13 protein-coding genes are annotated in these 13,662 nt (G+C 54.7%); 6 read left to right on the top strand and 7 right to left on the bottom strand.

The window, feature by feature from the left end; translation table 11 throughout:
- Positions 1–41: 41 nt before the first annotated feature.
- Both smpB and HOO88_09000 read left to right on the top strand, forming a co-directional pair.
- Positions 42–518: an SsrA-binding protein SmpB gene (gene smpB / locus HOO88_08995; GenBank protein NOU36889.1), complete on the top strand. Its 477-nt coding sequence runs from the start codon at positions 42–44 to the stop codon at positions 516–518.
- Between the two features lie 15 nt (positions 519–533).
- Positions 534–944 (top strand): hypothetical protein, encoded by a 411-nt coding sequence (locus HOO88_09000; protein ID NOU36890.1) that lies wholly within the window; start codon positions 534–536, stop codon positions 942–944.
- Here HOO88_09000 and HOO88_09005 read toward each other — a convergent pair.
- The 6 genes from HOO88_09005 to HOO88_09030 are packed head-to-tail and all read right to left on the bottom strand — an operon-like array spanning position 902 to position 5,974.
- The gene (locus tag HOO88_09005; protein NOU36891.1) at positions 902–1,300 is read right to left on the bottom strand and encodes a hypothetical protein; all 399 of its coding nucleotides are present in this window, start codon (positions 1,298–1,300) and stop codon (positions 902–904) included. The genes HOO88_09000 and HOO88_09005 overlap by 43 nt on opposite strands.
- On the bottom strand, positions 1,300–2,691 hold the full coding sequence (rseP, locus tag HOO88_09010) for an RIP metalloprotease RseP (GenBank protein NOU36892.1): 1,392 nt from the start codon (positions 2,689–2,691) through the stop codon (positions 1,300–1,302). Before rseP ends, HOO88_09005 begins: the two co-directional genes overlap by 1 nt.
- 18 nt (positions 2,692–2,709) lie before the next feature.
- Positions 2,710–3,552, bottom strand: a complete 843-nt coding sequence (locus HOO88_09015) for a phosphatidate cytidylyltransferase (GenBank protein NOU36893.1) — start codon at positions 3,550–3,552, stop codon at positions 2,710–2,712.
- A gap of 8 nt (positions 3,553–3,560) precedes the next feature.
- Positions 3,561–4,304, bottom strand: a complete 744-nt coding sequence (locus HOO88_09020; protein ID NOU36894.1) for an isoprenyl transferase — start codon at positions 4,302–4,304, stop codon at positions 3,561–3,563.
- 7 nt (positions 4,305–4,311) lie between these two features.
- Entirely contained in the window at positions 4,312–4,665 is a 354-nt protein-coding gene (locus HOO88_09025) for a four helix bundle protein (protein NOU36895.1), read from the bottom strand.
- Between the two features lie 28 nt (positions 4,666–4,693).
- The gene (locus HOO88_09030; GenBank protein NOU36896.1) at positions 4,694–5,974 is read right to left on the bottom strand and encodes an adenylosuccinate synthase; all 1,281 of its coding nucleotides are present in this window, start codon (positions 5,972–5,974) and stop codon (positions 4,694–4,696) included.
- Positions 5,975–6,105: 131 nt separating this feature from the next.
- On the opposite strand from HOO88_09030, the gene HOO88_09035 reads away from it, so the two are divergent.
- Positions 6,106–6,969 carry an SDR family NAD(P)-dependent oxidoreductase gene (locus HOO88_09035; GenBank protein ID NOU36897.1) on the top strand — a complete coding sequence of 288 codons (864 nt, stop codon included), beginning with the start codon at positions 6,106–6,108 and terminating at the stop codon, positions 6,967–6,969.
- Positions 6,970–6,975: 6 nt separating this feature from the next.
- On the opposite strand, the gene HOO88_09040 is transcribed toward HOO88_09035, so the two are convergent.
- Positions 6,976–7,680: a hypothetical protein gene (locus HOO88_09040; GenBank protein ID NOU36898.1), complete on the bottom strand. Its 705-nt coding sequence runs from the start codon at positions 7,678–7,680 to the stop codon at positions 6,976–6,978.
- A gap of 488 nt (positions 7,681–8,168) precedes the next feature.
- On the opposite strand from HOO88_09040, the gene nifJ reads away from it, so the two are divergent.
- The 3 genes from nifJ (at position 8,169) to HOO88_09055 (ending at position 13,661) form a co-directional block, all read left to right on the top strand.
- Positions 8,169–11,687 (top strand): pyruvate:ferredoxin (flavodoxin) oxidoreductase, encoded by a 3,519-nt coding sequence (gene nifJ, locus HOO88_09045; protein NOU36899.1) that lies wholly within the window; start codon positions 8,169–8,171, stop codon positions 11,685–11,687.
- Positions 11,688–11,707: 20 nt separating this feature from the next.
- Positions 11,708–11,869: a rubredoxin gene (locus HOO88_09050; GenBank protein ID NOU36900.1), complete on the top strand. Its 162-nt coding sequence runs from the start codon at positions 11,708–11,710 to the stop codon at positions 11,867–11,869.
- A 187-nt stretch (positions 11,870–12,056) separates the two neighbouring features.
- The gene (locus HOO88_09055; GenBank protein NOU36901.1) at positions 12,057–13,661 is read left to right on the top strand and encodes a CTP synthase; all 1,605 of its coding nucleotides are present in this window, start codon (positions 12,057–12,059) and stop codon (positions 13,659–13,661) included.
- The last annotated feature ends 1 nt before the right edge of the window (position 13,662 follow it).

The raw sequence follows: 13,662 nt of genomic DNA on the forward strand, positions 1-13,662 counted from the left end.
TTTGACACGTTCGAAGAAGGTTCCGATATCGTTCTGTAAACATGTCCCAAAAGGCAAAAGAATCCCGGGATGCTTCCGGCGTGCTGGCCACCAACCGCAAAGCGTTCCGGGATTTTCACGTTCTGGAAAAGCTCGAAGCCGGAATTGAACTGCGCGGCACCGAAGTTAAATCGATCCGCGACGGCCACATCCGCATCGACGAAGCCTACGCTCACATCGAAAACGGTCAGGCTGAAGTCCTGCAAATGACCATTCAGCCGTACAGCCACGGCAACGTCCACAACCACACTCCGACCCGTCCGCGCCGCCTGCTCCTGCATAAAAAAGAAATCTCTCGACTGCAGAGTAAGATCGGCGAAAAAGGGCTGACGCTCGTACCGCTCAAAGCGTATCTCAAAGACGGCAAGGTAAAAATCGAACTGGCGCTCTGCAAAGGCAAAGACACGGTCGACAAGCGCGATACCTTGAAGAAGAAAGATGCCGATCTCGACATCCGCCGCGCCATGCGCAACCGCTAAATCAAAACCATATCCATGAGAAGCCGCGAAGCCATGCAGTGGGAGGAAACGCTCAAAGGCGTTTTTGACGCCATTGATGCCGAACTCGAAACCGAATACGGCGGGAACTATTCACTCCACCCTTCCCGTCCGGCGCGCGGCATCACCGCCAATCCGGAAGATGATGGACTCTTCAATGTCGGCGCGGCTTTTTCAGCGGGATTCGGCTCGAAATACGGCCCCGGCTACGTCGTCGAAATCCGCCTCTCCACGCTCATCAATGTGCCGATCGAAGTGCGGGAGGAGATTAAAGTCAAAGTTTTCCAACGTTTGGAAAAGCGGCTTCCGATCACCTTCCCCGGCAAGGAACTGCACGTCTCCGAAGAGAACGGCGTCATCCGCATTCACGGCGATTTGAGTTTGGATAATTGGGTCTCAAAATCATAGCCCCAGACCGGCTTGCCGTTGATGTCGAAGTAGAGCCGTTTTGAATCATCACTCCAGCGCAGCTGTTCATTCAGCGCTCCGGCCGGCGCGTTGGTGTATTCGGCTAGATAGAACAGCGTGTGCCAAAGATGCCGTTCGCGCACAGCGATTTTAAAGCCAGGCTTTGAATAATAGTAAACGTGCTGTAACCGCGCATCGCGGCTCCCGTCAGGCGCGGACAGAATCTGCACGGTTTTTACCGGCGGTGTGAAAATCCGGAACGAAACAAATAGCGCAAAGCCCATCAGCACCAGCAGGCCGATGGCGCGCAGCGGCGGCAAGCCGCTGAGAAACGTCCGCTTATGGAACCGATCCATTACTTCTCTTTTACTTGTTCCGTCTGACCCGACAGTCTGCCGAAAAACTTTTTTACCTGAAACTTCCGGTCGATGTCATTGAAAGAGATCATCAGGATCGCGCCGATCAGCAGAACAGCGCACAGATTAATCAGTGCCATCTGCACCTTAACATTTACCTTGCGACGGGTAATGCCGTGCCAAAGTGAGAAAACAATGTGACCTCCGTCGAGTACCGGAATCGGCAACAGGTTCAGTACCGCAAGGTTAACGTTGAGAAAGCGGATCAGCCCAAACGTGTTCAGGATTCCCATCTTGATCGACATTGTGAGCAGAGAAAAAATTGCAATCGGCCCGCCAAGTCCGCCCGCCGCCTGCTTGGCTTCTGACGGTGTGATCAGCGCTTTGAGCACACGAACAATGGCGAGCGCATCATATTTGAGCTGCTCGACCGGATTGCGGTAGAGCATCCACGGAAGGCCGCTGCCGCCGAGCTGCACGCCGATCATGATGCGTTTATATTCCGCGTTGTATTCCGGCACGATAGAAAGCGCGAGCGTTTCACCTTTGCGCCCGATGGTGAGCGCCGCCGGAACCCCCGGCTTAGCCGCTTGAACCAGTTCGGTGAAATTCTCCCAGCCCAAAATGGCAACGCCGTTGAACGAAAGCACCGTATCGCCGCTTTTTATGCCGGCGCGATCAGCCGGACTGCCTTTGGTTACCGAACCAAACAAACAGGGAATGGCAGGTTCAATTCCCTCAATCGTTCGTACGCCCTCATCGCCTTTGACCACCGGAATATCCAAATGCCGTTCAACACCGGCATTGCGAACATCCAGCGCGACGGTATCGCTGTTTTTGAGCAACGCTTCCACGGTGAAGTCATACCAGTTTTTAATGGCGGCACCGTTAACGGTGATGATTTCGTCGCCTTGGCGCAGACCGGCGGTATAAGCGGCGCTGTTGGTTTCAATGGTTCCAATGATCGGACGGATTTGTGTACCTGCTTCGTTGCCGGGAATCAGCCAAATGGCGACGGCCAGCAGAGCCGCCAGCACGATATTGCCGAGCGGACCAGAAACGCAGACGGCGATTTTTTTCCACGGTGAAATTTCAGGGAATGTTTCTTTTGATTCGCCGCCCTGAATTTTTTCCATCCCTTCCGGATCGAGCTGCGGAAGCGAAACGTAGCCGCCGAACGGAATCCAGCCGATTTTGTAAACGATGCCGTCCTTTTTCCACTGAACAACGGCGCGACCAAAGCCGATGGAAAAGGTTTTAACAATCAGTCCGCAACGGCGCGCCACGATAAAATGGCCGAACTCGTGAACAAAGACGGTGACGCCAAAAAGAAACAGCGCGGCGAAAACGGTGTAAAAAACAGTCCAACCGGTGAGGAGCATTTCAAGCATGGGGAAACGTCCGCCTTTCTAGCACAGGAAAAATTTGATGTAGATGTACATGAACGGCGCAGTAAACAGCAGACTGTCGATCATGTCGAGCATACCGCCCATACCATGAGCAATCGCGCCGGAATCTTTGATATCCACAGCCCGCTTGAAAATCGATTCCACGAGGTCGCCCATGGTTCCGATAATTGGAAGCAGAACACCGAGAAGCAGTGCCTGATAAAGAGGGAATGAATGCTGCCCAAGCATATTACCGGTACAGAAACACCAAAGTACACCCACCGTGCAGGAAAAAAGAATTCCGCCGAAAAGGCCTTCCCAGCTTTTCTTCGGCGAGATGCGCGGAGATAGTTTATGTTTTCCGAAGCGCGAGCCGATGAAATACGCCCCGGCATCGCCCCATTTGACGGCGAGCAGCAAGTAGAACGCCGCCTTAGTCGGCTCCGCCAGATTTCCCGCCATGTAAAGGCGCACAAAAAAGCTCCAGAAAAATGCCACATAGAGAAAACCGAAAATGGTGCCGAGCGCATTGCGCAGCGCCTGCCGTGCATCGGTGTAGCCGAACAGCCGGAAAAAAATAATCATCAGGATAATCAGAAGCAGCGACCACAACACGTCATCGGAAAAACCGTATTTGGAAACCAGCCAGGTCATGGCGACAAAAAGCAGGCCGCAGGTTATCCCCATCTTCTTGGATGCCGTCAGACCGCCCAGTTCCATCAGCGCATATACTTCGCGCATCGCCAAACCGCAAACAATCATCAGGCCCAGCAGCACGGCAATGTTTCCGGCCGGAACCAGCAGAACCGCGCTCGAAAGAACCAACGCGATGGTCAGCCCCAGTAAAATCCGTTTCTTATCCATACGTTCTCCTATTTCGTTGTCACTCCGCCATAGCGGCGACCGCGCTGATTAAATGCTTCCAGCGCCTTGAAAAATTCCGGCTCACGGAAATCGGGCCAGTAAATATCCGTCACATACAGCTCGGCGTAAGAAAGCTGCCAGAGCAAAAAGTTACTCAACCGAAGTTCGCCGCTGGTGCGGATCATCAGTTCCGGATCAGGAACGTCCGGCAGATAAAGATGCTTCGCCACCGTTTCCTCATTCACCGTTTCCGGATCAAGTTCGCCACTGGCGGCTTTACGCGCAATCGCCTTGGCCGCTTCAGCAATTTCCAAACGGCTGCCGTAACTCAACGCGATGATGAGCGTATATTCATAATCCTTCGCCGACTTCTCCATCAGCTTCGCGAGCTTCTTCTGAACTTTTTCCGGCAGACGTTCAATCTGCCCCATCACCCGCAACCGGATTTTATTTTTCAGCAGCTCGCCTTCGTAGCGATCCATAAAAACCGCCAGCAGATTCATCAGCCCTTCGACTTCGTCTTTCGGGCGGATCCAGTTTTCGGTGCTGAACGCGTAAAGCGTCAAAAATTTAACGCCGGCCTGCCGCGCCGCACGGAGCACCGCGCGCACCGACTCGGCACCCTGCTCATGGCCTTTCAGTCGCGGCAGCCCGCGCTGTTTCGCCCAGCGTCCGTTGCCGTCCATAATGATCGCAACGTGCTGGGGAACATTGGCGATTGGCGATTTATGATTTTCGATTGAAGATGCCATTTTAAACTTATCGGTTATTGCAGGCCGTCTTATGCGATGCGGTCATAATGGCAGTGATTTCATCGGCTTCCCGATAAAGATCAGCTACATGTTCCGCTGGAATCAATCCACCCTCCATAATCAGTTCAAGCCAGTAGCAACACTCATCGGACTCTTCCAGAACAATGCTGAGCTTTGAAATGAACTCAGCCTGAGAGCGCCCTCGACAGGCGGCCCGGTAATTTGCACCGACAGACGTTGCCGCCTTCATCAATTGATTCGCAACCACCCGCCCTTTGGTCGTGTTCGGTAATGAATCAATCAACGTCATTACCCGCAATGCGAACTGCTTCGTTCTAGCTTTCAGTTCATCGGCATTCATGGCTGTCTCCAATCGGCAATCGCCAATCTTAAATCGCCAATTCTATTGTGCTCTTACGGTTCGGCCCGACGGATAGGATACTCACCGGAACGCCGGTCAGTTTTTCAAGCCAACGGACATATTTCTGTGCCTGCTTCGGCAGTTCTTCAAAGGTCGTGGCGTCGCGGGTCGAGCAATTCCAGCCCTTAAACTCTTCATAGACCGGCTTGCAGCGTGACAGCTTGCTGATGCTGGCCGGAACGGTTTCAACCCGTTCGCCGTCGCATTCGTAAGCGACGCAAACTTTGATCGTTTCAAATCCGTCGAGCACATCCATTTTCATCAAGGCCCAGCGGTCAATACCGCAAAGCATGGCGGAATAACGTGCGACCACGGCATCGAACCAGCCGCAACGGCGCGGACGGCCGGTCGTCGCACCGAATTCGCGGCCGACTTTGCGCAGTTCTTCGCCATCGGCGTCGAGCAGCTCCGTCGGGAACGGGCCTTCGCCGACGCGAGTCGTGTAAGCTTTGACAATACCGATCACATCATCAATCTGGTGAGGAGGAACGCCCGCGCCGGTGGCGACACCGCCCGCGCCGGTTGACGACGAGGTGACAAAGGGATAGGTGCCGAAATCGATGTCGAGCATAACGCCCTGCGCGCCTTCGAAAATCACGTTGGTCTTCGGGTCGCGCACGGCGGCGTTAAGCATCGGAACCGGATCGCAAATGAACGGCTTGAGATAATCAAACGCCACGCGGTACTTGGCCACGAGCCCGTCGGCATCCAGCGGAGCCGCGCCAAGTACGGCCAGCATCGCGTTCTTGGCCGCGATACGCTCACGCAGCATCACTTCAAAATCGGACTCCAGAACATCGCCCATCCGCAGGCCGGAGCGGTCGGCCTTGTCGGAATAGGCCGGGCCGATACCGCGCTTGGTCGTGCCGATCTTTTTACCGGTCGCCAGCTTGGCTTCCTTCGCGCCGTCGAGTTCCTTGTGGTATTGAATCACCAGATGGGCGCGGTCACTGATGAACAGCCGTCCGCGAATATCGATGCCGCGCTTTTCCAAATCCTGAAGTTCTTCGGTCAGACCGATCGGATCGACCACCAGACCGTTGCCGATGACACACTTTACGCCGGGGCGAAGAATGCCGGACGGAGCCAGATGCAAGACGTACTTCTGGTCGCCGATTTCCACCGTGTGACCGGCGTTATTGCCGCCCTGATAACGGACAACCCAGTCCGCATTTGCAGTCAACACATCAATGACCTTGCCCTTGCCTTCATCGCCCCACTGCGCGCCGATTAAAACTGTATTCGCCATGCTTAAAATCCCCTGCTAATGCCTTGCGTCTCAAAGGCGCAGAGAGTAAACGACCGCTCCGGCCCGGTCAATTTCCAAAGCAACTGCGTTGCGGCTTCCAAAGGTTTTAGATTTCGGGCATTGTTTTTCTGATGATTGAAAAAGTTAAAATAAAAACGGTTTTGGTAACGGGATGTTCATCCGGCATTGGACTGGCGACGGCGCGGCTTCTGCGCGACCGCGGCTGGCAGGTCGCTCCGACGGCCAGAAAACCCGCCGACCTCGAAATGCTCCGCGCCGAAGGGTTTGACCCGATCGTACTCGATGTGACCGACAGCGCGTCGATCGCCGATGCCGCCAACGAAGTATTGCGCCGCTTCGGCGGACAGCTCGGTGCCGTCGTCAATAACGCCGGGTTCGGGCTGACCTCGGCGGTCGAAGACGCGCCGCGCGTCATGCTCCGCGATATTTTTGAAGTCAACGTCTTCGGCTTGCAGGAACTGACCAACCGCTTCATCCCGCTTTTCCGCAAACAAGGTTACGGCCGCATCGTCAACGTCAGCTCGGTGGTCGGAGAACTGAGCCTGCCGTTCGCCGGAATCTATTCGGCATCAAAATTCGCGGTCGAAGCGCTTTCCGACGCACTGCGCCGCGAACTGTTCGATTCCGGCGTCGCTGTCTCGATTGTTCAGCCGGGGCCGATTGAGACCAAGTTTTCTGAAAATCTGGCGCACCGCACCGAGCGTTACGGGCTGAATCCAGACTCGCCGTTCACGGAGTTTTATAAGGAAGCGATTGAAACCCGAAAAACCGGACGGGCCGCCCGCACGGCAGAAAAGTTTATGAAACCGCCGGAAGCCGTCGCTGAGAAAATTTTCCAATGTCTGGAAAGTGCCCGCCCGCCGATCCGATCCCGCGTCACCGCCGTCGCCTATTTCGGAGCCTTCGTCCGCCGCGCCCTGCCCGCCGCGCTGATTGACGCAGTGATGATCTCCCAGCTGAAAAAGCGGATGTGAGATTACTTACTTTGTATTTCTCTCGCTCAACTCTTTCAGGTGATCCATGTCCTTCAGAAAGCTGGGAGAAGGCGTGTATCCGAGACGTACTGCTTCATCAAGTTTCGCCTTCGCTGAAAGGTAGTTTCCCCTATAAAGCTCAAGAGCCGAACAGTTGTAGTAAAGGTTGGAGTTCGCAGATTCCGTCTTCATTGCTTCATCAAAAAGATCCTGCGCTTTTGAGAATTCATCCTCTGCACCTTTCTTCTTCTTAAAATTAAGGAACGCTCCAAGCGTCATATGAGAAACTGCAAGATCGATCGTGATGCGACCATTCTCTGGAGCCTTCTCTTTGGCTATTTTTAACAGTGTTACAGATTGTCGAATATCAGCTTCCGTTTCTGCACGCCGCCCGACAATAGCTCCAAGCCCCTGATAGGCGTCTGCGTTGTTTGTATTAAGAAGCCAAGCCTGATTGAAGCGCTTCATCGCCGTACTAAGGTCATTCCGATCATAATATTTCCAGCCAAGTTCGACGTATCCATCGCTTGCTTTTTCCCTGTTTCCACATTCCTTTACAGCCCAATCGACGAACTCCAGATTCGCCTTCTGAACTTCAGGCGATTTCAATCCTTCGCCGTACATGGGAAGTTCATTCGCAGGAGGACTTCCGTAACAACAAAGTAACGGGATAACCACAAACTGGACGATCAGTGCTCTTACTTTCATCATTTTCAGCTCCTTAACGTAATTTGAGGTGTCTTCACACCGCGACGTTATAGGCCAAGGAGATGAATTTAAGAAGCTGAATTTGCGCAAGAACCGGCAAGTTGATCTGTTCATCATTCCTCGAAGGTGGAGCGTGATCGCCGAGCACGCTTCCTCCTTCGGCGGACAAGCAAAACGCGCCCGGCGGTCGCGTTCCACCTTGTAGCCGAGGTCCTTGACCTCGGTTCCGCGATCGCGGATCGCGGCTACAATGCTTTACGGCGGATAGCCGACACTGACATTTATCTGATTTTCCCGTCAAAAAAGGCTTCTGTTCGGGAGCAATTTTTGAAATTCTCTCAGCTCCGCATGACAAACAGCGGAAACCGGATTTGCACGAACCTAACTTTTACGGAAAACCGGTAGGAAAGCGGCAAAGGCAACAAACCGGAGATGAGAGTTTTCACGGATTTTAAATAGAAACGCACAATCCTCAGGAGAAAGAATCAGGTATGAGTAAGAAAATGGTGACGATTGACGGAAATACAGCGGCGGCGCATGTGGCGTATGCCTTCAGCGAAATCGCGGCGATTTATCCGATTACCCCTTCATCCAACATGGGTGAATATGCAGACGCCTGGGCCGCCCAGGGTCGCAAAAATATGTTCGGCTCCGTAGTGAGCGTGACGGAAATGCAGTCCGAAGCCGGTGCCGCCGGTGCCGTACACGGCGCGCTGAGCACCGGTTCGCTGACGACGACGTTCACGGCGTCGCAAGGTCTGCTGCTGATGATCCCCAATATGTATAAGATTGCGGGCGAAATGCTGCCGGCGGTTTTCCACGTTTCGGCCCGCTCGCTGGCCGCGCAGTCGCTCTCGATTTTCGGCGACCATTCCGACGTGATGAGCGTCCGCAACACCGGCTGGGCGATGCTCGCCGCCAACGGTATTCAGGAAACAATGGACCTTGCCATCGTTAGCCACCTTTCGACGCTGAAGGGTCAGGTTCCGTTTGTAAACTTCTTCGACGGTTTCCGCACCTCGCACGAAGTTCAGAAAGTCGAAGAAATTTCCTACGACGAAATCAAGAGTCTGCTGGAGCCGGAATTTGTCGAACGCTTCCGCAAACGCGGACTGCGCCCCGAGTCGCCGGTACTGAAAGTTGCCGCGCAGAACCCGGACGTTTATTTCCAGGGCCGTGAAACCTGTAACAAGTATTATGACGCTCTGCCGGAAATTGTGCAGGACTACATGAACAAGCTGGCCGCAAAGATCGGCCGCCAGTACCACCTGTTCGACTACGCCGGTGCGCCGGACGCCGAAAAAGTAATCATAGCGATGGGCTCGGCCTGCGACACGATTGAAGCGACCATCAACCAGCTCAACGCCAAGGGCGAAAAACTCGGCTTGATCAAAGTCCGTCTTTTCCGCCCCTTCTCGGTCAAAGCGTTCGTCGGCTGTCTGCCGAAGAGCGTCAAGAAGATCGCCGTACTCGACCGCACAAAAGAGCCGGGCAACATCGGCGAACCGCTGTTCCTCGACATCACCGCCGCACTCGACAACAAGGGCATCAAGATTATCGGCGGCCGCTACGGTCTTTCTTCCAAGGAATTCACACCGGCAATGGTGAAGGCCGTTTACGACCATCTCGACGGCGCGGCCACCCACGGCTTTACGGTCGGTATCAACGACGACGTGACCAACCTGTCGCTCAAAGTCGGCAAGGAACTGAACATCGAAGCCAAGGACGTGGTGAACTGCATGTTCTGGGGTCTCGGCTCGGACGGCACCGTCGGCGCGAACAAGAACTCGATTAAGATCATCGGCGACAACACCGACATGAACGCGCAGGGCTACTTCGTGTACGACTCGAAGAAATCCTACGGCATCACGGTTTCGCATCTGCGCTTCGGCAAGAGCAGCGTGAACTATCCGTACCTGATTCAGCACGCCGACTTCGTGGCCTGTCATAACCCGGCCTACATCGGCCGCTACGACATGCTCAGCTGCATCAAAGAAGGCGGAACGTTCCTGCTGACTTCCGATATTCCGAGCGACGAGGTGTTCAACCACCTGACGCGCGAAATGCAGGAGATCATCATTCAGCGCAAGATTAAGTTCTACAACATCGACGCGCTGAAGATTTCGGTCGAAGCCGGTCTCGGCAGCCGCATCAATACCGTCATGCAGACCGCCTTCTTCAAACTCTCCGGCGTGCTGGAGCAGGACAAGGCGATCGAGCTGATTAAGAGCGCCATCAAGAAGAGCTTCGCCAAAAAGGGCGAAGATATCGTCAAGATGAACTGGGCTTGCGTAGATAAAGCCTGCGCCGCACTCGAACAGGTCAAGATTCCGGCGACGATCACTAAGTCCTATGTGTTCCCAACGCTGATCAACGAAGCGCCCGGCTGTTTCGCCAAGGATGTGATGGAACCGGTACTGCTGCTGAAAGGCGACGACGTTCCGGTTTCCAAAATGTCGTTCGACGGCGTACTGCCAACCGGCACCAGCGCGCTGGAAAAACGCGGTATTGCTCCGCGGGTTCCGCACTGGGTCAAAGAAAACTGTATTCAGTGTAACCAGTGCGTCATGGCCTGCCCGCATGCCGTCGTCCGCGCTAAGCAGATGGATCCGAAAGACCTGATGAACAAGCCGGAAGGTTTCTGCACCATCAAGTCGAACACCAAGAACGACCGGAATCTGGAATACAAGATTCAGGTTTACATCGAAGACTGCACCGGTTGCGGCGTCTGCGTCGAAACCTGCCCGGCCAAAACCAAGGCGCTTGAATTCAAGACGATTGAAGAAGAGCGCGAAGCTGGCGAACGTAAGAACGCTGAGTTTTTCGAAGCGCTACCGGACAATGTTCTCGACGGTGCCGCTGAATCGACGCTCAAAGGCCTGCAATTCAAGAAGCCGCTGTTTGAGTTCTCCGGCGCCTGCGGCGGTTGCGGCGAAACTCCGTATGTCAAACTGGTCACCCAGCTCTGCGGCGAGCACATGATGGTCGCCAACGCCACCGGCTGTTCCTCCATTTATGGCGGAACGTTCCCGGCAGTGCCCTACTGCAAGAGCAAGGAAGGCCGCGGTCCGGCATGGGGCAACTCTCTGTTCGAAGACAATGCGGAATACGGCCTCGGCATGCGCCTGGCCGTTGACCAGAACCGCAAGATGCTCGGCGACCTGACGACCCGCGCCATCGCGCTGGGTGTTGATAAAGACCTCGCCGCCGCAATGACCAAAGCGCTCGAAACGGGTAACACCGTCAGCGATGCCGCGGTTATCACACAGAACTCCGTCAAGATGCTCCTGCCGGGCGCGCTCAAAACCGCTTCGGGCGAGCTGAAAGAAGTGCTGGCCAAGATTACCGAACTGCAAGATTTCTTCGCCGACAAGAGCGTCTGGATCTTCGGCGGTGACGGCTGGGCCTACGACATCGGTTACGGCGGACTCGACCACGTCGTCGCCTCCGGCAAGAACGTGAACATTCTGGTGCTCGACACCGAAGTGTACTCCAACACCGGCGGACAGATGTCCAAGTCCACCCCGATCGGCGCGGTCGCTCAGTTCGCTGCCGCCGGGAAGCGGATGGGCAAAAAGAATCTCGGTTTCATGTGCATGAGCTACGGCTATGTGTACGTCGCCTCGATTTCGATGGGTGCCAACCGCATGCAGACGCAGAAAGCGCTGATGGAAGCTGCGGCCTATAACGGCCCGTCGATCGTCATCGCTTACGCTCCGTGTATTGCGCACGGCATCGACATGATGAAGACGCAGCTGGAAGAAAAACGGGCGGTCGAATGCGGTTACTGGCCGCTCTACCGTTACAACCCGGCCGGCGAAGAAGGCAAACGCTTCACATGGGAAAGTAAACCGCCGACAGGCAGTTTTCAGGAATTCATCCGCAGCGAACGCCGCTACACCGCGCTGCTCAAAGCCGCTCCGCTCGAAGCCGAATCGCTCTTCAAGCAGGCGGAAGATGATGCCAAACGCCGGATGGCGTTTATGGAAAATCTCGGTAAAATCATGTAAGTAAAAAGAGGAGATATCTCATGACAAAATATACCTGCGTACCTTGCGGTTACATCTATGATCCGGCTGCCGGTGATCCGGAACACGGTATCGCCCCCGGCACAGCGTTTAAAGACATCCCGGATGACTGGGTTTGTCCCGAATGCGGCGTCGGCAAGGAATACTTCGAACCGGCTGCCTAACAGGCGGTTCGAACGGCCCCGAAGTTTCGGGGCCGTTTTTTTTGTGCCCAGATGGCCATAAGGTATGGGATCTAAAATTCGTAAATTTTATCCAAACCCTAAAACTATTCCTTCGACAACCCCACGCGACCTCCTTAAAGTGCCTTCCCGTAGCACGAGCACTCTAAACAGGACTGTGGAACAGAAAATGGCCAAATATCTTATCGTAACCGGCGGCGTTGTATCTTCACTCGGCAAGGGAATCACCGCCGCATCTATCGGGCGGCTTTTGATTAACCGCGGACTCAATATCCGCATGCTGAAACTCGACCCCTACCTCAATGTCGACCCCGGCACCATGAGTCCCTATCAGCATGGCGAGGTGTATGTCACCGACGACGGCGCGGAAACCGACCTCGATCTCGGCCACTACGAGCGCTACACCGGCCAACCCACTTCGCAGAAGAGCAATATCACCGCGGGCCGCATTTACTGGGACGTTCTCCATAAAGAACGGCGCGGCGACTATCTCGGCGCCACGGTGCAGATGATCCCGCACATCTCCAACGAGATTAAATTTAAAATCCGCCAGCTCGAATCCGAAAACCCCGACGTGATTGTGATCGAACTCGGAGGAACTGTCGGCGACATCGAAGGCCTCATCTTTCTTGAAGCGCTACGCCAGCTTGGTGCCGATGTCGGCCGCGACAATTCCATGTACATTCACCTGACTTACGTTCCGTATATCCGCGCCGCCGGTGAAGTAAAAACCAAGCCGACCCAGCAGAGCGTCGCCAAGCTGCGAGAAATCGGCATCCTGCCGCACATCATCGTCTGCCGCACGGAAGTGGATCTGAACGACGAGCACCTCGATAAACTGGCCATGTTCTGTAACGTATCCAAAGAGTGCGTCATCGTCGAAAAAGATGTCGAAACCTCCATTTACGAAATCCCGCTCGTGCTGGCCGAACAGGGTGTGGACGAGCTGATCCTGAACCACTTCCGCATTGCCAAACCCACCAAGTCGCTCAAGGACTGGCAGAAACTCATCTCGGTGATAAAAAATCCGAAGGGCAGAGTCAAAATCGGCGTCGTCGGAAAATATTCAGAACTTCAGGACGCCTACAAGTCTATCTACGAAGCGCTGTATCACGGCGGTTATGCGGCGGAATATCAGGTGGAGATCGTTAAGTTCCAAGCCGAAGAGATTGAGAAGAACCCTGATATTTTAAAAACCGTTTCCGGCATTCTGATTCCTGGTGGATTCGGTTCGCGCGGCATGGAAGGCAAAATCCGCGCGGCGCAGTATGCCCGAGAAAATAAGATTCCGTTCCTCGGCATTTGTCTCGGCCTGCAATGCGCCGTAATTGAATTCGCCCGCAACGTCTGCGGTCTCACGGGCGCGGATTCGACTGAATTCGACGAAGAACGCGGTGTGAAAACAGAGCATCCAGTGGTCTGCCTGCTCGAAGAACAGCGTACCGTCACCGAGAAAGGCGGCACCATGCGTCTCGGAGCCTGCCCCTGCGTACTTGAAAAAGACACGAAAGCGCTTGAAGCCTACGGCGAAAAGAAAATTTCAGAACGCCACCGTCACCGCTACGAGGTGAACAACAACTACCGCGAGCAGCTCGAAAAAGGCGGACTGATTATTTCAGGCACCAATCCGGACATCGGTGTGGTTGAAATGATCGAACTGGCTGACCATCCGTGGTACGTCGCCACGCAAGCCCATCCGGAACTGAAGAGCCAGCCGGTTCTGCCGCACCCGCTCTTCCGCGACTTTATCGCCGCCGCCATTCAAAACGACTAAG

This window comes from Kiritimatiellaceae bacterium (assembly GCA_013141415.1).
Taxonomy (GTDB): Bacteria; Verrucomicrobiota; Kiritimatiellia; order Kiritimatiellales; family Tichowtungiaceae; genus Tichowtungia.